Raw genomic sequence first — 17169 nt, 5'->3', positions numbered from 1 at the left:
GTGCGCATTTCAAGGCCGTAAGTGGTCCCTGCGGCTGCGGTTCCGCACGAACCCGAAGATCAAGGTGCCGACGAACAGGATCACACCGATGATCGCAAGCCAGAGGAGGCCATTGATGGCGAACCCAGTGACCGCCAGCACGGCCCACACCACGAGCAAGATGACGAGGACTGTCCACATGTTGGTCACGCTACGCGCATCCGCCGCGGATAGATACCGGTTCGCCGAAGGTCACCTGGCGCTGCCGTTCACCCGCGAGGGTCGGGGCTCTGGGAGGGGATATCGCGTGGCTTCAACGCCCGTGCACGCTTCACCTCAGCAGCACGGTCCTGGGTGGCCTGAGTGGGCGCGTATGGATGCCAGTGCCTCGCGACTGCTCGCACCCAGCTCGTGGACGGTTCCGGCGGGATCACGGCGAACGCCGGGGTTCCCCCGTCGTCAGCCCACCGGTCTGTTGCGCGTCTGTCCGAGTCATCATCGGACGGGGAGTGTCTGTTCATCTCCTGATCGTACGCGCCGAACATGTGTGCGTTCACAGTCGGGATTCGGTCGACGTCCTGCACGTATCTGGGCGACGTGCATCAACGGCGAGAACGGGAGCGAAAGATGTCGATGATGCTCCCGACACCCGACCCCGCGGCGAGACCGATTCCCACACCCAGCATCCGTCGTGCGACGGAGATTGCATGCGCACTGTCCACCACAGGGGCCCGAACGGAGTGGGGGTCTCACATCCCCCGATCGTGAGACCCCCTGGGGTCTGGACCCCCCATCTGCCAACCCTCCGGAGGCAGGAACATCAGGATGCGTCAGAGCCCGGCATCCAGCAAGCCTCAAGGCAGCATCTTGAGCAAATCTTGCGGAATACCGCACCCGCTCACGAACAGGAGCCTCCAGATGGCTGAGTACCTCACCTACCGGGAAGCCGCGAAGGTCACACGCCGATCGGTCGTCACCATCAAACGCTGGCGCCGCAACGGCATGCCGATGGGCTGGGAGATGCGGGACGGCCAACGACACCGCGTCGTCGACGAACGCATCCTCAAGACGTGGTGGCGTGAGCGGATGACCGCGGACCCCGTCTGGCAGGCACGACTACGCAAGATGCGGCGAGAACGCGAGGAAGCGACACGCCGGAACCACGATTTGCCAAGCTCCCGTTGAACCCCCGTACCTTGATGATCAGACAGGAATGACAGAAGCGCCCAGGTCACGCGACCGGGCGCTTCTTCAGTTCTAACGAGAAACTCCCGCACCTGCTGGTAACAGGCCGGGAGCATGACCGACTCGGGAAGGAGTCGATGTGATGAACGATAGCGCACTGAATAGGTGGCGTTCGAAGATCGAGAAGAACGACGACGGCTGTTGGATCTGGGCGGCATCGCTCGGGGGCGGCGGCTACGGCAAGTTCTTCTTCGATGGCGCGTACCGCTCCGCCCACAGGTGGGGATGGGAAGCGCTCGTCGGCCCCATACCGACTGGGCTGGATCTCGATCACCTCTGCCGGAATCGTCGCTGCGTGAACCCGGATCATCTGGAGCCGGTTACCCACCGCGAGAACATTCGTCGCGGCATGCAGTCGCGCGGCCGAGGTGATGTCGAGTCCAAGTGCCCATCAGGGCACGTTCGAACGTCCGCGAACACCAGGGTGGACAAGCGGTTCAAGTCGCTCGTCTGTCGGGATTGCGCGCGCGAGGCATTGCGTCGACACCGTGCTCGAGTCGGCTCTCGTTAGATCGTCGTTTCCTGTGGGTCCCCACCCCTCGGGCGGCCGGTTCCCAGTCCGGCCGCCCCACAGGCTCAACCCTCGGCGAGGATCTCGTTTACCCGCGCTCGCACACGCTCAACATCCAGATGAACATCGTCAGAGTCCGTCGACAGATCGAGCTCGACCGCGTCTGCTGTATCGAGTCCCTGCTCACGCAGCTGCTCGGCTACCGCTTGCGCTGTTTCCTCGTAAGTCGTCTCCATGAACATGTTCTTCAGGTCCTTGGCGAAGTCCCCAAACCCACTTGCGCTCATCTCCACTCCCATCTCGTCGGTCGTCCTGCTGAATGCAGGACGTGCCTATCGAGAATACGAGGGGCCGCCGACGTGGGAGCGAGCGCGGGTGTATCAACCCTGGTAGTCGGGGTTCGTCTTCCGGAACGTCACCGTCGACGCCCGCGACAACGCGTTCTTGTGCTCAGCGACAACCTCGTACTCGTCGTTCAGCATCTTCGCCATGTACTTCCGGCCTCGCCGGTCGGAGACCACGAAGTTCTTCGTGACGATCAGGTACGGGTCGCGCATGTTCTTGCCCATGCCCGCACACTATCGGCACCCACCGACGTTGACCAGGGGAGGACCGCATGGCCGCGATCACCAACCCACGAACCGGGCTCACCGTGCACGTCCCCGACGACGTCGCCGACTCCTACACGGGCCGCGGCTGGTCCCGCCCAGGCACCCCAGCACCCACGCTCGAGACGCTCACCATCCGCGAGCTACGGGCACTCGCAGACCAGCGTGGCGTCGACCTCACCGGCGTCCGACGCAAGACCGACATCCTCTCCCGCCTGTCATGAGCACCCAACGCGTCAACACCAGGGCATGGGCGAAGTTCAAGCGCGAGTTCTTCCAGCAAGGGAAGACGCTCGACGAGGCCGGAGATCCAGCCGCGAACTGCTGGCTCTGTGGGCAGCGCGTGGACTACACCGTCCCACCGAACTCGACGCCCGACTCCCACAACCTCGACCACTTCTACCCGGTCGCCTCCCACCCCAACCTGCAGCACGACCCCGCGAACGCCCGACACAGCCATCAGGACTGTAATGTGCGGCGAGGCAAGGATGCGCCGATGCCAGGCATCGGGATTCTGAGCCGTGATTGGTAGAATGAGAACGGCCCCAAACCAGGTGGTGGAACACCTGCCGGGGCCTGACCCTGAATCGAACTGAACTCGATTGGAGGGCTGCGATGCAGTCTACCGAACCCACCATCTGCACCATCGACGGATGCGAAAAGCCGGTGAAGCGCAAGGCGCTCTGCTACGGCCACTACATGAAGCAGTGGCGCTACGGCGATCCGCTCCACGTGCCGTTCAAGCCGAAGCATGATCTCCTGGGGGAGAGGTTCGGCGCATTGGTAGTGGCCGAGTACATCCCCGCTAAGCGGTCCGAAGGCGGGAGCTTGTGGCTTTGCCGATGCGACTGCGGAAGAGTCACGCGGGTGCGTACCGGCGACCTTCGGCGCGGCTCGGCGCAGTCCTGCGGCGGCGCGCATCACCGGTACCAAGACGTCATCGGGATCGGTGGTGCGCACGACCGCGTGAAGCGGATGCATGGTAGTGCGAGCCAGCACCGATGCGTCGACTGCGGCGGCCTTGCAGCGCACTGGTCGTACGACCACCGAGACGAGAACGAGCGGATCGACGACAAGCGCGGTCCGTACAGTCTCGACCCGGCTCACTACGAAGCGCGCTGCGTGCCGTGTCACAAGCGCTTCGACCTCGACTACCTGGCTCGCATCGCGTAGCCAGCCTCACCTCCGAAAGACCCCGTGTCGCCTTGTGCACCGGGGTCTTTCGCATGCTCGGGCAGGAGAGACGACATGGCCACTCCCGCATGGGTCCGCAAGCGCCGCCAGCGCGAGAGAGCGGAAACCGCCATCGGCCGCGCCGAGCTGCACCTCCAAGCCCTCGAACGCATCGAGAAGGAAGACGCCGAGGCAGCGAAGGAATGGACACCACGCCGTGGCATGAGCTTCGCCAGCGAGGGGTCATCATGAACCGCCTCGAACTATGGATAGCCGATGCCCCCGCGTGGGTCGTCGTGCCTACCCTCGTCGCCTCCGCTGCGCTCATCGCCTGCGCGGTGGGTATCCCGGTCGGTCTCTGGCTCGCAACCGCGCTCTGAGGCACGCACAGAGCCTTCCAGCACCACCCCACGAGGGGGAGGGGCGTCAACATCGCCAGAAGGCCCAACACACGGCACACCTCCCGCCCGGCCTCTTCCTCTCCCCCCGATTGTGGGGGCCTGAAACTACCAGGGGGTGACCCGTCATGGCGAAGGCCTCGCCGCGGCCGCACAGGGCCGCGTTGACGCGGATGTTGCGGGCTACTGGGCTCGCGCATGTGCCGGAGGAAGCTCCCCTCGTCGAGCTTCTCCGGTCGCTTGCTGACGAGCTGGACAACGGGGGCGGTTCGCGTCCTCGGATCGAGTACCGGAATGCGCTGCGGGACGCGCGCGCGGTTCTGAACTCGACGGTTCGTTCTCCTGTGCGGAAGGCGCCGGATGTGTCAGAGCCGGAGATGGACGAGAAGCCGGATCCGGAGCCTAAGCCGAATGACCTGGCCGCGTTCAAGCAGCGGAAGGGCATCAGCGCGTAGCCGAGGAGGGTCATGTCTCTCGTCCTCGAAGCGCCGGCGGTGGAGTCGTGGCAGACGCCCGAGTATCTGGCGGTCGTGAACACCGTGGCGCCGCTCAAGGGTGCGAAGCATGTCGGGTGCACGGAGCCCCGGATCGGGACTCCCCCGTTGCGCCCGTTGACGCCGGAGACGTCGCTCGGGTTCGAGGTGATCGAGTTCGCCGAGCAGATCCTGAAGGTGATCTTGTACCCGTGGCAGCGGGCGCTGCTGATCCGTGCACTCGAGCTGCTCCCGAACGGTGAGTACCGGTTCCGGCGGATCGTGGTGCTCGTCGCCCGGCAGCAGGGCAAGACGACGCTCGCCGGGGTGCTGGCTGCGTGGTGGCTGTTCGTCGACTCGGCTCGTCACCCTGACCGGGTGCCTCCGATGAAGTTCAAGGTCGTCGGTGTCGCGCAGACGCTCGACATCGCCCGTGAACCGTGGGATGTCGTGAAGCTGTGGTGCGACCCGAAGCCGGAGACGGCGGAGGATGCCGAGCTCGCGATCGAGTCGCTGCAGGACGCGACCGCGAAGGTCACGGACACGAACGGTAAGGAGCGGATCACCGCCCGGTCCCGCGCCCACTATGAGATCCGGGCGGCGAAGAACGCACGCGGTAAGCCGGCCGCGAAGGTCCTCATGGATGAGGGCCGGGAGCAGAAGGACTGGTCGGGCTGGAACGCAGTCTCGCAGACGACGAAAAGCTTCTGGAACGGTCAGCTGTGGCTGGTGTCGAACGCTGGCGACTCGACGGCTGTGGTGCTGCGGCAGCAGCGTGACGCGGGGATCGCTGACCGTGACGCGTGGAAAGAGTACGTTGAGAAGGGCTTCGTTTCCGCTGAGGAGTACGCGAACTCGCATGACGTGTCGTTGGGCCTGTTCGAGTGGTCGGCACCGGACGGGTGCGAGAAGGACGACGTCGCCGGGATCCTGCAGGCGAACCCTTCGATCGGGTACGGGGCGATGACTGTCGCGTCAGCGCTCGCTGACATTCGCGGGATGACGGATGCCGGGTACCGCACGGAGGTGCTGTGCCAGTGGGTCACGTCCCGGGTGGCTCCGTTCATGGATCCGAAGTGGGGCGACCTCGCGGATGCACCGAAGGTCGACGGACGTGGCGTCCTCGTCGCGGCCGGGTCGCAGATCAGCGAGGACTCGCACATGGTGATCGGTATCGACACGTCGTGGAACCGGTCAATGACCTACGTGTCCGTCGCCGGGTACCGGGATGACGGGCTGATCCATGTGGAGATCATCCGCATGCGTGCGGGCATGCTGTGGGTGGTCCCCGAGGTGAAGCGGATCGCCGAGGCGCAGGGCATCCGGCACGTCGCCGTCCAATCGCGAGGCTGCCCGGCGGCGGACTTCGTACAACCGTTGAAAGAGGCCGGGCTCGAGGTCGTCGAGATCTTCGGCACGACCATGCTCAACTCCGCGGGCCGGTTGAAGGACCGGGTACGGGACGAGCTGCTGCGGCACAGGGGGCAGCCGATCCTCGACATGGCCATGGCGAACGGTGTCGCGAAGCAACTGTCCGGGATGGACGTGTGGGACCGTGCCGGGTCCGTCGTGGATGTGGCACCGGCGGTCGCGGTGACGAACGCTGTCCTCGCATTGGAAACCACCGAGAAGCCCGAACCCCAGGCGAGCGCGTACGAGGACCACGACCTGCTCGTCCTGTGACCACATGGAGGTGAGCATGCGCGAGCTGAAGACGCTCACCGGGCGACCGGTGGTCGTGTGCACGGACGGTGCGACGCTGCGAGGCGTCGTCGAGTCCGCCACGCGGGCGTTCGTCACCCTCGTCGACGTCGAGGACGTTGACCGTCCGATCCCGGCGCCGATCGCTGGTGCTGTCCTCATCCCCGCCCGGCGGGTCAAGTACGTGCAGGTGGTGATCTGATGGCCTACTTCGAGACGCTCGCCGACCTGTCGGAAGGGCTCGGCGGCCGAGGTATCGAGGTCGTGGACCCGCCGGTTGACCTGCTGAACTGGGATGACCGGCTTGAGTACGGGCCGGCGTGGCGGAACCAGCCGTCCGTCCGTAAGGTCGTCGGGTTCATCGCCCGCAACGTCGCGTCGACACCGCTGCACCTGTTCCAGTTCAATGCCCAGTTCGATCGGGAGCGCATCCGAGAGGGCGAGCTCGCACAGCTGCTACGTCGCCCGTCGCGCGCACCGGCGATGACTGCGATGCGTTTTTGGGAACGGCTGATCATCGACGGGCTGCTGCACGACAAGTGGTGCGCACAGATCGTCCAGCATGAGGACGGGTGGGAGCTCGTCCGCATCCCCGCATCGCGCGTGAGCTTCGAGGGTGACTGGCTCGGCCGGATCGAGAAGGTGAAGATCACTCGGAAGGATGGCTCCACGTGGGATGCCGACCCGAAGAACTTCATCCTCGATGTCGGCTACTCGGAGCGGGGCACGAACGGCACATCGCCACTGCGCACGCTGCAGGCGATCCTCGACGAGTCACGAGAGGCAGTCGAGTACCGCCGGTCGATCTGGAAGAACGGCGCCCGCGTCCCGATGGTCATCGAACGCCCAGTCGCTGCCGGGAAGTTCGAGGAGTCCGCGTTCCTGCGGTTCAAGAACTCCTGGCGCAAGTTCATCAAGGGCGGCGGGGAAGAAGGCGGTACCCCGATACTCGAGGACGGGATGACGGTCAAGGAAGTGACTGCGTTCCGGCCCCGGGACACGCTCGATCTGGAAGGCCGGAAGCTGACCGACATCGAGGTGTGCTCGGCGTACTACATCGCCCCCGAGCTGATCGGCGCGCGGGAGGGCACGTTCTCGAACATCAAGGCGTTCAAGGACATGCTGTACGGTCCGAACCTCGGCCCGTACTTCACGGCGTGGGAGCAGGCACTGAACGCGTCGTTGCCTCCGCTACTCGCTCCGAAGGATGAGGTCTATATCGAGGCGAACATCGAGGCGAAGATGCGCGGCTCGTTCGAGGAGCAGATCGACTACATCTCGACAGCTGTCGGTGCCCCGGTGCTCACCAGGAACGAGGCGCGCAGCCGACTCAACCTGGCGCACATCGAGGGCGGCGACGAGCTGGTGACGCCGCTGAACGTTCTCATCGGTGGGCAGGCGTCCCCGCAGGACGGCAAGGCGCTCGACGATGTGCTGCTCAAATTCCAGCAGCGGCAGCGCGACGTTGTGCGGCGGCAGAAGCTGGCCGGCTCCACGGAATGGTGGGACCGGGAGCGCTGGGACAGGGAGCTGGTAGACGACCTCACGAAGGCCGGGATGGATGCCGAGCTCGCCGCAGAAGTGGCTCGCCGACAGAACGACAACGCGGAGGCGGAGTTCTCCGCAGGAGGGAGCGCGTCATGACGATGCTCACGAAGACGATCGACGTTGAGGTGAAGGCGATCGGAGACGAGGACTCCGGACTGTTCCAGGCGTACGCGTCCGTGTTCAACAACGTCGACTCGTACGGCGACATGGTCGTCCCCGGCGCGTTCATCGACGCGCTGAAGGAGTATGGCGCGAAGGGCGAGGGTATCCCGCTGTACTGGCGGCACCGCATGGACGACCCGTTCATGAACCTTGGCGCGACCACCGAGGCCCGGGAAGACGAGCACGGACTCTGGACGGAGTCGCAGCTCGATCTGACGAACGAGGCATCGAAGTACGCGTACAAGCTCCTTCTCGAGGGGCGGGTCCGGCAGATGTCGTTCGCGTACGACATCCTCGAGGCTTCATGGGTCGAGCGGAAGCCCGAAGACGGCGGGTCGTACTACGAGCTGCGCAAGCTCCTCATCCACGAGATCTCCATCGTGCCGGTCGGTGCGAACCAGGAGACCGAGATCCTCGCCGTGAAGTCCGCACGTGATGCGGCTGTCGCGGCGCTCATAGACGCCCGCCAGAAGGCGGACGACGCGGCACTGACCCCGGATGGGTCGGTGTCTGTGGACGACCAGGGAACGGCAGACGAGCCGACCGACGCCAACGCTGAGGAGCCCGACGGGGCCAACGCCGAGGAGCAGAAGTCCGGACCGTCCGCGCAGCACCTGGGGCTCATCAACATCTACGCGGCCCAGTAGGACCGCAGAAAGCGAGAGATCGATGAATCTCAAGGAACAGCTCGCGGCGCTCCAGAAGGAGCTCCTCGGCATGCAGGCGAAGGCGAAGTCGGAGAGCCGCGAGTTCACTGACGAGGAGCTGACCGAGATCGAAGCCAAGGGTGCCGAGATCACCGCGCTGAAGACCCGCATCGAGCGGATCGAAGCGTCGGAGAAGGCGCTCAAGGACCTCGTCGAGTTCGGCAAGTCCGACGACTCCGCCGAGGACAACCCGGCGGACTTCAAGGACGTGCCGCTCGGTGAGCGGTTCATGAAGTCCGCCCCGTACCAGGAGTTCGTGAAGGCGCACCCCTCCGGTGTCGGGCAGGGCACGCCGATCAACATCGGCACGGTCCGCATCGGCACGATGAAGGACTTCTTCGTCAACCGCAAGGCGCTCACGTCGCCGCAGGCCCACGTGCAGGACATCCGTGTCCCGATGGTCGACCTCGTCGACCGTCCCGCGCTGAGCCTGCTCGACCTGATCAGCCGTGGTCAGACCGGGGGCAACTTCGAGTACGTGCAGGTCGTCGGGGTCACCCGCAACGCTGCGATCGTGCCCGAGGCGACCGATGGTGACGACGACGACGCACTGAAGCCGGTGTCGGAGCTGTCGACGGCGCTCGCTGACGCGAAGGTCTTCACCTACGCGGACGGCTACGACGTCACCAACCAGCTGCTGTCCGACGCGCCCGCGTTCGCGACCTACATGGACCAGGAGCTTCGCTACTCGCTCGACGCGGTCATCGAGGACATCCTCCTCAACGGCACCGGCACGAACGGGCAGCCGAAGGGCCTCCTGAACACCACCGGTGTGCTCGAGACCGAGTACACCGAGACGGGCGCCATGGGCCTCGTGAAGGCGTCGCGCCGGTCGATCACGAAGGTCACCCGTCAGCAGGGCGGCACCGTGCAGGCGATCCTCGTCAGCCCGGAGGACGACGAAGAGATCGACCTCATGCAGGACGACAACGGTCGCTTCTACGGTGCTGGTCCGTTCAACTCTGGTCCGTCCACGCTGTGGGGTCGCCCGCGCGTCGTGTCGGAGCAGCTCGAGTCGGGTCAGTTCATCCTGGGTGACTTCCGTCAGATCGCGCTCCTCGACCGTGAGGGCCTGTCCGTGCAGGCATTCAACCAGCACAAGGACTACGCCCAGCGGAACATGACCTACGTGCGTGCCGAGCTGCGCGCCGCCCAGGTCATCTGGAAGCCGTCGCGCCTCGTCATCGGCACCAAGGGCACCGTCGAGGGCGGCACCGGCGAGGGTGACGACTGATCGTGGCTGGCGTGATGGTTACGGTCAACGGAGTCCGCTATCGGCGTGAGGACGCTGATCGGCTCGGTCTTCTGAAGAAGCAGGCGGCAACTCCTGTGACGAAGAAGCCCGCGGCGGTCAAGCAGCCGAAGTCGAAGGCGGTAACGCCGGCAACGAAGTAGGAGGTGGTGGGCGTGGCGATCGAACCCATCGTCAGCGAGACAACCCAGGTTGATCCTGGGTTCTGGCTCAAGGCGGCGAACCGGGCTGTCCGGGCCGAGTGCGGGTGGCACGTCGCGCCCATCATCACCGAAGAACTCGTTCTGGACGGCCCGGGCGGCACCACGCTGCTCGTGCCGTCCAAACGGGTCCGCGGCATCATCAGCGCGACCAGTGACGGGCGGGACGTCACCGACAAGGTGCGGTTCTCCCGCCGTGCCGGTGTGCTCACGTTGGAGTCGGGATGGTCGTGCGAGGTCGGCAGCATCGAGCTGAAGATCCAGCACGGGTACGACCTCGACGAGGTCCCGGACGTTGCGGCCCTGATCGTCACGCTGACGAAGCGTGCCGCATCCGGTGGGCCGGTCGTGCAGCAGGCGGTCGGGCCCGCGTCCGTGCGGCTCGCGACGGGCCGGGACGGTGCCGCCCTGGGTGTTCCACTGTTGGAGTCCGAGAAGGACGTCCTGGCACCGTACAAGCTCAACTGGGGGCCGTGATGTCGTGGCTCGACAACCTCGCCGGCGGGCCCACCATGGAGTTCCCCTTTGGGGAGTCTGTGTTCAGGGACAGGCGGCGGCCGGTGCCGAACCCGGCGAACCCTGACCGGCCCCTGCCAGGTTCTTGGGACGACGTCGATACGATCACGGTCGATGGGGCGTTCGTCGCGTCGTCGTCATCGATGGGGAGTGCGGATGCGACCCGGTCGGATGTGCTGACGGCGAAGAGTCTCTACTGCCACCCGGCATCCGATGTGAAGGTCGGTGACCGCATCCGGCGTGGCTCGGAGACCTACTACGTGCATGCTCGGCCGGAGGCTGATGTGAACCCGTTCACGGGGTGGCATCCGGTCGTGGAGATCCCGCTCGAGATGTCGGAGGGCTGAATCGTGGCGAAGGTCAACAACACGTTCTTCGAGGAGCTTGGCCGGTCGCCGAAGGTCGTCGCGTTGGTGAATCAGGTGCGTGACCAGGTCGCGGCGGCTGCTCGCGCGTCAGCGCCGGTCGATTCGGGCGACTACAAGCGGGGCATCATCGCGACAGGGAAGGTCGAGAAGAAGCGGTACGTCGGTCTCGTCGTCGCGACGGATCCGAAGTCGCTGCTGATCGAGTCGAAGATGGGCGTACTCGCGCGTGCATTGAGGAGCGTGGGTCATGGCCGCCGGTGACCCCATCGTCGCCTATGACGACCTTGAGCTGTTCCTGTGCTCCTGGTACCGGTCGCGGATTCTGACGCGTCCTGAGCCCGTCTGTACGGGCGTGCAAGTCGATCGTGTCGAGTTCGAGCCGCTACCGGAGAAGCTGATCGTCATCCGTGACGACGGCGGCCCGGAAACATCCGTCCTGACCGGTGAACGGTCGGTCGGCGTGTCGGTTCTCGCAGGCACCAGAGAGAATCCGTACCCGGCGAAGGAGCTCGCACGGATCGCGTATGCGCTGAGGTCGCAGATCCCGTCCACGGACCCGGGGAACCCGGTGTCGGCGGTGCTCGACTCCACCGCCCCGGTGATGGTCCCGGAAGCGCAGGAGCGTGCCCGGGTCTACTTCACCCTCACTCTTGCGGTCGCTGGTCGGCCGCTCTGAAACCCACCCACAACCATCCCAGGCCCTGCCTCACGGCGGGGCCTTTGTCGTGAAGGAGCAATCATGGTGGCAGACGCCGCTGGAAATGACATTCTCGCCGTTGGCGTCCCCGTCACCGGCTCGATCGGGTTCGCCCCGTTCGGAACCACGATCCCGACGCCGGAGGAAGGCGCAGACCCGGATCTGACGCTCGATTCCTCGTTCGTGAAGATCGGGCTCCTCAAGGAGGACGGTGGCCCGCAGTTCGCGTGGGCTGCTGACGGTGACCCGATCACGTTCTGGCAGGAGGGCTATTCGATCCCGTCCGGTCTCGCGAACGTCACTCTGACGATCACCGCCGCCGAGACACTGTCCGACCGGGTCCGGGAGATCATCGCGGGAATCGCGCCCGACTCGCACGGCTACTTGGAGATCGACGGTGGTGGGCACGCGACCCAGTGGGTCGTGTTCTCGGAGGAGATCTTCAAGAACGGTGCGATCCGTCGCCGTGTCGCCGCGAATGTGACCCTGGCGTCCTCGGAGGAGGACCAGAACACCCGTGGCGAGGTCATGGGCAACGCGTTGACGTTCAACATCCACACCTCGCCGGTGCTGCACAACAAGCACTTCGGTGAGTGGGTGCTGCCCCCGGAGGAGCCCGGCAACGGCGGCGGCACCGATCCCGGCGACGACGACTGACCCCGACTGCGGGGCGCTGTGACCGTGGGTGGCACGGCGCCCCGCTTCACCCACATCCCACCCACACCACCCACGAAAGGACACCCACATGAGCACCGAAGACGAGACCGCAGAGGTTGAGCCGATCCCCGTCCATGCGAAGGCACCGGCGCGGAAGCCGAAGCACATGGTCGTCGGCGACACGTTCTACACGCAGACCCCGGACGGGGAACTGCGGATCCCGCTCCGGTTCAAGACGAAGCTGCTGCGCGTGATCCGTGACCTGCCCGACGAGATCGACCAGCTGTTCGCGCTGCTCGACGGCCTGGGCGACAAGGCCACGTCCGAGGCTCTGGACGAGCTCGACATCTTCGACACGACCGAGGTCGCGGAGAAGTACTTCCAGGCGTGGCAGGAGAAGAACGAGGCACGCCTGGGGGAAGCGCAGCGCTCCTCGCGTTCATAGAGGAGCACCGGTCGGCGATCCGCTGGGACTTCCGACACCTGCTTCACCTATCCGTCGATGACATCGGTGGGCCGGTCACCTGGGGTGAAGCGATCGAACTGATCGTCGAACTCATGAAGGAGACCGGCTCCCACCTCGTGATGGAGCTCTCCGGCCTCACACGCGCCCTGTCCTGGGCGGATATGGCGATGGTTGTGCTCGCCGAGTCGTACCTGAACGCGAACCGAGACCAGAAGAAGCACCCGAAACCGGTGACGCTCTTCGAGATGTGGGAGAAACGCGACACGAACGCGGATGTGACGCCTGAGCGTCGCGCCGAGCTCGAGGCGCAGTTGGAGCGCCGCAGCGCGTTCCGGTAGAGGGGGTGGTCCTGTGGCCTCTGAGGTCGGCAACGGTCAGGTCGCGATCTTCCCCACGTTCAAGGGCTTCCGCCGCGGCGTGATGAAGGAGATCGAGGGGGCCGAGAAGGACGGATCTGCCCGGTTCCGTAAGGGCTTCTCGAAGTCATCCACGACCGCGGGCCGTGACGCCGGTGTCGGGTTCCGTAAGGGCTTCCAAACGGCGAACGCTGACCTCGGCAAGCAGGTGCAGGCAGACGTCACGAAAGCGGCCCGCGCCGTGTCCTCCGCCCGGTTGAAGGAGCAGGACGCAGCGGGGCGGGTGCGTGTCGCTGAGGCGCAGCTCGCGGAGGCACGCAAGAAGCATGCGGCGGACTCGTCGCAGGTGATCCGGGCGGAGGAGCGTCTCGCGTCCGAGGTCCGGAAGTTGGAGGCCGCGCAGGACGCTACCCGTTCCGCTTCTGACAGGCTGGCGGCCGCGCAGCAGCGCCTCGCCGGGACAGCGCCGGCGGTGGGCCGCGGGTTCGCGGCCGTGCGGAAGAACCTCGCCGATCTCATGGCCCCGGTGACGGCCCTCTCGAAGGGTCTCGGTGGGCTGGCGTCGAAGGCGTTCACACCGGTCCTGCGCAGTGTCGGTGAGTTCGCGAAGCGTGTGACCGGGCCGATGCGGTCCGCGATCGGCACCGCGGTGTCGGGGTTGCGTGACTTCGGTTTGAACGTCGCCAACCGGGTTGTGTCGCCGTTGGCGAACGCGGAGAACGTTCTGCGGGCGAAGTTTGGTCCGCAGATTCAGAAGCTGAAGGGTGCTCTCGCGCCGGTCGGCCGTGCGTTCAAGGGCGCGTTCGGTCTCGCGGGGCAGGCGATCAGCGGGATCGGGGCTGTGATGGGCCCGGTCGCGTCCGGTATCGGGCGTGTGTTCTCGACCGCGATGGACGGGGTGAAGCGTGTCGCCGGTGACGCGGCACAGTTCGTCGGGTCAACGTTCAAGGCCGCGGGTGCCGCGGTCGCCGCGACCCTGGGCATTGCTCTGACGAAGGGGTTCGGACGTCTTGAGAAGATCGATACTGCCCGGACGAAGCTGACCGCGCTGGGGAACAATGTCGAGGACGTTGACAAGCTGATGACTGCGGCGACCGACTCGGTCGATGGGACCGCGTTCGGCCTGGATGAGGCGGCGAACGCCGCGGCGGCTTTCGCTGCGGCGAAGGTTCCGATCGACAAGGTCGGTGCCGCGCTGAACTCCACTGCTGCTACTGCGGCGGTGGCGGGCACGGACATGCAGACGATGGGCGACATCTTCGCGAAGGTCGCCGCGACCGGCAAGCTCGACGGCGCGACGTTGATGCAGTTGCAGAAGCACCAGGTCGCGATCCTGCCGATGATCGCCGAGCACTACAAGGTGACCGGTGAAGAAGCCCGGAAGATGGTCTCCGAAGGCAAGGTGTCCTTCGAGGACTTCGTCGCGATCACGGGGCAGCTCGGTGATGCCGCGAAGGTCATGGGCACGTCGTTCAAGGGCATGGCATCCAACGTGGGTGCCGCGCTCAGCCGTATCGGTGCGGTGATCCTCGGGCCTGCGTTCGAGGGGCTGAAGACTGTGATGCCGGGCGTGATCAACGCCTTGAAGCAGGTGCAGCACGCTATCGAGCCGTTGTTCGCGACGTTGGGGGAGAAGGTCGCCCCGGTGTTCGAGCGGATCGGTGCCGCACTGTCGGGGTGGAAGTTCGACGGTTCGGGTCTGAAGGACATCGGCGCCGTGTTCGCACCACTGCTGCCCGTGATCGGTGCTGTGGCTGGTGCGCTCGGCGGGATGATGGCGCGGCTCCCCATCATCGGGAAGCTGTTCGCGGGCCTCAGTGGCCCCCTGGGGCTCGTGATCGGCCTGCTGGGGTCACTGACCCTGTTCAGCCCGGACACCCTGTCGAACGGGATCCAGTCGCTGGTCGACGGGGTCACCACGATGCTCCCGAAGCTGATCGAGGGCATCGCAGACACCGTCAGCCGGGTCGTCCCGGTGATCGCCGAGAGGCTCACGGAGAACCTGCCAGTCCTGGTGCAGGGCGCCGCCGACCTCGTGCTGGCTCTCGTGGACGCGATCGTCGCGTCCCTGCCGGCACTGCTCGACGCGCTCGTCGGGATCATCCCCGGCCTCGTCGGCGCGCTGTTGGCCGCGATCCCCGCGCTGCTCGACGCGGGCCTGCAGATGATGCAGGGGCTGATCCAGGGCATCGTGACCGCGGTGCCGATGATCATCACGGCGATCACCGACCTGCTGCCGACCCTGTTGACCACGATCCTCGGGTTCCTGCCGCAGATCATCGAATCCGGCATCAACCTGTTCCTCGGCCTGGTCACGGCACTGGTGGCCGCGATACCGCAGATCATCACGGCACTGCTCGAGGCGCTGCCTCTGATCTTCGAAGCGATCGTCGGCGCGATCCCGTTGCTGCTCGACGCAGGAATCCAGCTGTTCCTGGGCCTGGTCGACGCGGTGACGACGATCCTGCCGGATCTGCTGACCGCTATCGTCGACCTGCTGCCAGCGATCGTCGAGTCGCTGGTCTCGATGATCCCGACGCTGCTCGCGGCCGCGGTGGACCTGTTCACCCGGCTCGTACTGGCGATCCCGGTGATCCTGCCGCAGTTGTTGACTGCGATCGTGGGTATGCTGCCGCAGATCGTGTCGGCGCTGATCAGCCTCATCCCGACATTGCTCGTCGCAGCGATCGAGTTGTTCACCGCGCTGATCAAGGCGATCCCGGAGATCATCCCGAAGCTCATCGCGGCGGTCAAAGAGATGGGTCCGCGGATCGTCGATGCGGTGAAGTCCATCGGGCCGAAGCTGCTCGACGCGGGCAAGGCGATCATTCGGAACCTGATCGACGGTGTGAAGTCCATGTTCGGGAAGGTGGGCGAAGCCTTCGGCGGTCTCATGGACTTCGTGAAGGGATTCTTCCCGCACAGCCCGGCGAAGCGTGGCCCGTTCTCTGGGGCCGGGTGGACCCGGGTCCGTGAGGGTGGCGAGTCCCTGGTCGATCAGTTCCAGTCGGGTGTGGACGCGGCGAAACGGTCACTGCAGGTGCCGTTCTCGGCGGCGATGTCTGCGTCCGCGGGCGGATCACTAGGGGCGTCTACGGCGAGTGGTGGACCGGGGGTTCTCATCACGGGTGACGTGTACACGCGGGATGAGGACGAGCTGGTCCGGAAGTTGCAGCGCGCTCAGCGGGCCGCGTACTTCAGGTCGGGTGCTCTTGTGAGGGTGGGGTGATCGGATGCCGATCGTGCTTGCGGCGCCACCGGTCGCCCCGCCCCCTGGTGGGGTGTCGACCGGGTTGCGTATGCGGTGGACTGGTCATGATGGTTCCGTCTGGGATCTGAACGACTGGCGCGCTGGGGTCTGCCTGATGGTCGACGGGGTGACGGGCCTGCATTTCCCGACGATCGACAAGTTCACGTCGACGTCGCGCGCGGTGCCTGGTTTCCGGAACCGGGGGTGGCGGACCGCATCCCGTGACGTGTTCTGGCCGTTGTACGTGTACGGTGACGGGTCCGAGCTGTGGCGGGACGTCTACACGCGCTTCTTCAACACGATCCACCCGCAGAAGGCGGGCGTCTGGGAGGTCACCGCGGGGACGCAGACGCGGACTCTCCGTCTGACGGGCGTGTTCGGGGAGGAGCACCAGTTCCCCCGGGACCCGTACGCGGCCGGGTGGGCTGTGATCCCCGTGCAGATGGAACCGGAACAGCCGTACTGGGAAGGGAAGACGGTCCGGAGGGGCCCGTACTCGGCGCCGACCGGGTCGGACTTCATTCCTCCAGGGCTGGCGCCCACGTTCCATCTGTCCCCTGCGGCGACGTTCGCGTCGGCGACAGTCCCGAACGTGGGCGATGTGGACGCCTGGTTGACGTGGACGGTTGAAGGGCCGCTCACGGATGTGGTCCTCGGTGTCGGGAACGTGACCGCCACCGTGCCGTTCGAGATCGCTGCCGGGCAGACGCTGCGCATCGACACCGACCCCCGGAACGTGTCCGCACGCCTGGACGGGGTCGACGTGACCGAGCAGCTTGGGCTGCTGGAGTTCGCCGCGGTGCCGTCCGGTGGGTCCGTCCCGCTGACCGTGTCGGCGTCCGGTGCTGGTGGGATCACCGCCGAGCTCACACCACTGTTCTTCCGAGCGTTCTAGGGGGTGT

Annotated in this window: 24 protein-coding genes; 21 read left to right on the top strand and 3 right to left on the bottom strand. The window is 65.8% G+C overall.

Features of this window, described 5'->3' with window-relative positions; translation table 11 throughout:
- Window positions 1–9: 9 nt before the first annotated feature.
- Window positions 10–189: a hypothetical protein gene (locus ABD770_RS13825; RefSeq protein WP_344820452.1), complete on the bottom strand. Its 180-nt coding sequence runs from the start codon at window positions 187–189 to the stop codon at window positions 10–12.
- Between the two features lie 708 nt (window positions 190–897).
- Between ABD770_RS13825 and ABD770_RS13820 the strand changes: the two genes are divergently transcribed.
- Together ABD770_RS13820 and ABD770_RS13815 are read left to right on the top strand one after the other, a co-directional pair.
- Window positions 898–1164 (top strand): hypothetical protein, encoded by a 267-nt coding sequence (locus ABD770_RS13820; RefSeq protein ID WP_344820256.1) that lies wholly within the window; start codon window positions 898–900, stop codon window positions 1162–1164.
- Window positions 1165–1306: 142 nt separating this feature from the next.
- Window positions 1307–1735 (top strand): HNH endonuclease signature motif containing protein, encoded by a 429-nt coding sequence (locus ABD770_RS13815; RefSeq protein ID WP_344820255.1) that lies wholly within the window; start codon window positions 1307–1309, stop codon window positions 1733–1735.
- A 65-nt stretch (window positions 1736–1800) separates the two neighbouring features.
- On the opposite strand, the gene ABD770_RS13810 is transcribed toward ABD770_RS13815, so the two are convergent.
- Together ABD770_RS13810 and ABD770_RS13805 are read right to left on the bottom strand one after the other, a co-directional pair.
- The gene (locus tag ABD770_RS13810; protein WP_344820253.1) at window positions 1801–2028 is read right to left on the bottom strand and encodes a hypothetical protein; all 228 of its coding nucleotides are present in this window, start codon (window positions 2026–2028) and stop codon (window positions 1801–1803) included.
- An 87-nt stretch (window positions 2029–2115) separates the two neighbouring features.
- The gene (locus ABD770_RS13805) at window positions 2116–2304 is read right to left on the bottom strand and encodes a hypothetical protein (protein ID WP_344820252.1); all 189 of its coding nucleotides are present in this window, start codon (window positions 2302–2304) and stop codon (window positions 2116–2118) included.
- A gap of 47 nt (window positions 2305–2351) precedes the next feature.
- On the opposite strand from ABD770_RS13805, the gene ABD770_RS13800 reads away from it, so the two are divergent.
- The 19 genes from ABD770_RS13800 to ABD770_RS13710 all read left to right on the top strand — a co-directional run bounded on the left by ABD770_RS13800 (window position 2352) and on the right by ABD770_RS13710 (window position 17162).
- Window positions 2352–2567 (top strand): hypothetical protein, encoded by a 216-nt coding sequence (locus ABD770_RS13800; protein ID WP_344820251.1) that lies wholly within the window; start codon window positions 2352–2354, stop codon window positions 2565–2567.
- Window positions 2564–2875 (top strand): hypothetical protein, encoded by a 312-nt coding sequence (locus tag ABD770_RS13795; RefSeq protein WP_344820250.1) that lies wholly within the window; start codon window positions 2564–2566, stop codon window positions 2873–2875. The genes ABD770_RS13800 and ABD770_RS13795 overlap by 4 nt, the downstream gene beginning before the upstream one ends.
- A gap of 83 nt (window positions 2876–2958) precedes the next feature.
- Entirely contained in the window at window positions 2959–3516 is a 558-nt protein-coding gene (locus ABD770_RS13790) for a hypothetical protein (RefSeq protein ID WP_344820249.1), read from the top strand.
- A 75-nt stretch (window positions 3517–3591) separates the two neighbouring features.
- Window positions 3592–3768 carry a hypothetical protein gene (locus ABD770_RS13785; protein ID WP_344820248.1) on the top strand — a complete coding sequence of 59 codons (177 nt, stop codon included), beginning with the start codon at window positions 3592–3594 and terminating at the stop codon, window positions 3766–3768.
- A 274-nt stretch (window positions 3769–4042) separates the two neighbouring features.
- Window positions 4043–4369, top strand: coding sequence for a hypothetical protein (locus ABD770_RS13780; RefSeq protein ID WP_344820246.1), 327 nt, complete (start codon window positions 4043–4045; stop codon window positions 4367–4369).
- Between the two features lie 12 nt (window positions 4370–4381).
- The gene (locus ABD770_RS13775; RefSeq protein ID WP_344820245.1) at window positions 4382–6070 is read left to right on the top strand and encodes a hypothetical protein; all 1689 of its coding nucleotides are present in this window, start codon (window positions 4382–4384) and stop codon (window positions 6068–6070) included.
- A gap of 16 nt (window positions 6071–6086) precedes the next feature.
- Window positions 6087–6290 (top strand): hypothetical protein, encoded by a 204-nt coding sequence (locus ABD770_RS13770; protein ID WP_344820244.1) that lies wholly within the window; start codon window positions 6087–6089, stop codon window positions 6288–6290.
- Window positions 6290–7732 carry a phage portal protein gene (locus ABD770_RS13765; RefSeq protein ID WP_344820243.1) on the top strand — a complete coding sequence of 481 codons (1443 nt, stop codon included), beginning with the start codon at window positions 6290–6292 and terminating at the stop codon, window positions 7730–7732. Before ABD770_RS13770 ends, ABD770_RS13765 begins: the two co-directional genes overlap by 1 nt.
- Complete coding sequence (locus ABD770_RS13760; protein ID WP_344820241.1) at window positions 7729–8445, top strand: HK97 family phage prohead protease; 717 nt, start codon at window positions 7729–7731, stop codon at window positions 8443–8445. Before ABD770_RS13765 ends, ABD770_RS13760 begins: the two co-directional genes overlap by 4 nt.
- A gap of 22 nt (window positions 8446–8467) precedes the next feature.
- Window positions 8468–9739: a phage major capsid protein gene (locus ABD770_RS13755; RefSeq protein ID WP_344820240.1), complete on the top strand. Its 1272-nt coding sequence runs from the start codon at window positions 8468–8470 to the stop codon at window positions 9737–9739.
- A 173-nt stretch (window positions 9740–9912) separates the two neighbouring features.
- A complete protein-coding gene (locus ABD770_RS13750) occupies window positions 9913–10434 on the top strand; it encodes a hypothetical protein (protein ID WP_344820239.1) in 522 nt (173 codons plus the stop codon).
- Entirely contained in the window at window positions 10431–10820 is a 390-nt protein-coding gene (locus ABD770_RS13745) for a hypothetical protein (RefSeq protein WP_344820238.1), read from the top strand. Before ABD770_RS13750 ends, ABD770_RS13745 begins: the two co-directional genes overlap by 4 nt.
- Window positions 10821–10823: 3 nt before the next feature.
- Complete coding sequence (locus ABD770_RS13740; RefSeq protein ID WP_344820237.1) at window positions 10824–11102, top strand: hypothetical protein; 279 nt, start codon at window positions 10824–10826, stop codon at window positions 11100–11102.
- Window positions 11089–11517: a hypothetical protein gene (locus ABD770_RS13735; RefSeq protein WP_344820236.1), complete on the top strand. Its 429-nt coding sequence runs from the start codon at window positions 11089–11091 to the stop codon at window positions 11515–11517. Before ABD770_RS13740 ends, ABD770_RS13735 begins: the two co-directional genes overlap by 14 nt.
- A gap of 63 nt (window positions 11518–11580) precedes the next feature.
- A complete protein-coding gene (locus ABD770_RS13730; RefSeq protein WP_344820235.1) occupies window positions 11581–12195 on the top strand; it encodes a hypothetical protein in 615 nt (204 codons plus the stop codon).
- Window positions 12196–12283: 88 nt separating this feature from the next.
- Window positions 12284–12640, top strand: a complete 357-nt coding sequence (locus tag ABD770_RS13725) for a hypothetical protein (protein WP_344820234.1) — start codon at window positions 12284–12286, stop codon at window positions 12638–12640.
- A 113-nt stretch (window positions 12641–12753) separates the two neighbouring features.
- On the top strand, window positions 12754–12999 hold the full coding sequence (locus ABD770_RS13720) for a hypothetical protein (RefSeq protein ID WP_344820233.1): 246 nt from the start codon (window positions 12754–12756) through the stop codon (window positions 12997–12999).
- Between the two features lie 13 nt (window positions 13000–13012).
- Window positions 13013–16246 carry a tape measure protein gene (locus tag ABD770_RS13715; protein WP_344820232.1) on the top strand — a complete coding sequence of 1078 codons (3234 nt, stop codon included), beginning with the start codon at window positions 13013–13015 and terminating at the stop codon, window positions 16244–16246.
- A gap of 136 nt (window positions 16247–16382) precedes the next feature.
- Window positions 16383–17162, top strand: a complete 780-nt coding sequence (locus ABD770_RS13710) for a hypothetical protein (RefSeq protein WP_344820231.1) — start codon at window positions 16383–16385, stop codon at window positions 17160–17162.
- The last annotated feature ends 7 nt before the right edge of the window (window positions 17163–17169 follow it).

It is taken from the genome of Microbacterium soli, assembly GCF_039539005.1.
GTDB lineage: Bacteria > Actinomycetota > Actinomycetes > Actinomycetales > Microbacteriaceae > Microbacterium > Microbacterium soli.
This window is presented reverse-complemented; position numbering and strand designations above follow the sequence as displayed.

What these genes read in the sequence shown, in the direction of transcription:
- ABD770_RS13710 (WP_344820231.1), top strand. Translation starts at nt 16,383, where the DNA reads ATGGTCGACGGGGTGACGGGCCTGCATTTCCCGACGATCGACAAGTTC.
- ABD770_RS13725 (WP_344820234.1), top strand. Translation starts at nt 12,284, where the DNA reads ATGAGCACCGAAGACGAGACCGCAGAGGTTGAGCCGATCCCCGTCCAT.
- ABD770_RS13800 (WP_344820251.1), top strand. Translation starts at nt 2,352, where the DNA reads ATGGCCGCGATCACCAACCCACGAACCGGGCTCACCGTGCACGTCCCC.
- ABD770_RS13735 (WP_344820236.1), top strand. Translation starts at nt 11,089, where the DNA reads ATGGCCGCCGGTGACCCCATCGTCGCCTATGACGACCTTGAGCTGTTC.
- ABD770_RS13785 (WP_344820248.1), top strand. Translation starts at nt 3,592, where the DNA reads ATGGCCACTCCCGCATGGGTCCGCAAGCGCCGCCAGCGCGAGAGAGCG.
- ABD770_RS13765 (WP_344820243.1), top strand. Translation starts at nt 6,290, where the DNA reads ATGGCCTACTTCGAGACGCTCGCCGACCTGTCGGAAGGGCTCGGCGGC.
- ABD770_RS13770 (WP_344820244.1), top strand. Translation starts at nt 6,087, where the DNA reads ATGCGCGAGCTGAAGACGCTCACCGGGCGACCGGTGGTCGTGTGCACG.
- ABD770_RS13730 (WP_344820235.1), top strand. Translation starts at nt 11,581, where the DNA reads ATGGTGGCAGACGCCGCTGGAAATGACATTCTCGCCGTTGGCGTCCCC.
- ABD770_RS13815 (WP_344820255.1), top strand. Translation starts at nt 1,307, where the DNA reads ATGAACGATAGCGCACTGAATAGGTGGCGTTCGAAGATCGAGAAGAAC.
- ABD770_RS13755 (WP_344820240.1), top strand. Translation starts at nt 8,468, where the DNA reads ATGAATCTCAAGGAACAGCTCGCGGCGCTCCAGAAGGAGCTCCTCGGC.
- ABD770_RS13775 (WP_344820245.1), top strand. Translation starts at nt 4,382, where the DNA reads ATGTCTCTCGTCCTCGAAGCGCCGGCGGTGGAGTCGTGGCAGACGCCC.
- ABD770_RS13805 (WP_344820252.1), bottom strand. Translation starts at nt 2,304, where the DNA reads ATGGGCAAGAACATGCGCGACCCGTACCTGATCGTCACGAAGAACTTC.
- ABD770_RS13720 (WP_344820233.1), top strand. Translation starts at nt 12,754, where the DNA reads ATGAAGGAGACCGGCTCCCACCTCGTGATGGAGCTCTCCGGCCTCACA.
- ABD770_RS13760 (WP_344820241.1), top strand. Translation starts at nt 7,729, where the DNA reads ATGACGATGCTCACGAAGACGATCGACGTTGAGGTGAAGGCGATCGGA.
- ABD770_RS13820 (WP_344820256.1), top strand. Translation starts at nt 898, where the DNA reads ATGGCTGAGTACCTCACCTACCGGGAAGCCGCGAAGGTCACACGCCGA.
- ABD770_RS13795 (WP_344820250.1), top strand. Translation starts at nt 2,564, where the DNA reads ATGAGCACCCAACGCGTCAACACCAGGGCATGGGCGAAGTTCAAGCGC.
- ABD770_RS13790 (WP_344820249.1), top strand. Translation starts at nt 2,959, where the DNA reads ATGCAGTCTACCGAACCCACCATCTGCACCATCGACGGATGCGAAAAG.
- ABD770_RS13780 (WP_344820246.1), top strand. Translation starts at nt 4,043, where the DNA reads ATGGCGAAGGCCTCGCCGCGGCCGCACAGGGCCGCGTTGACGCGGATG.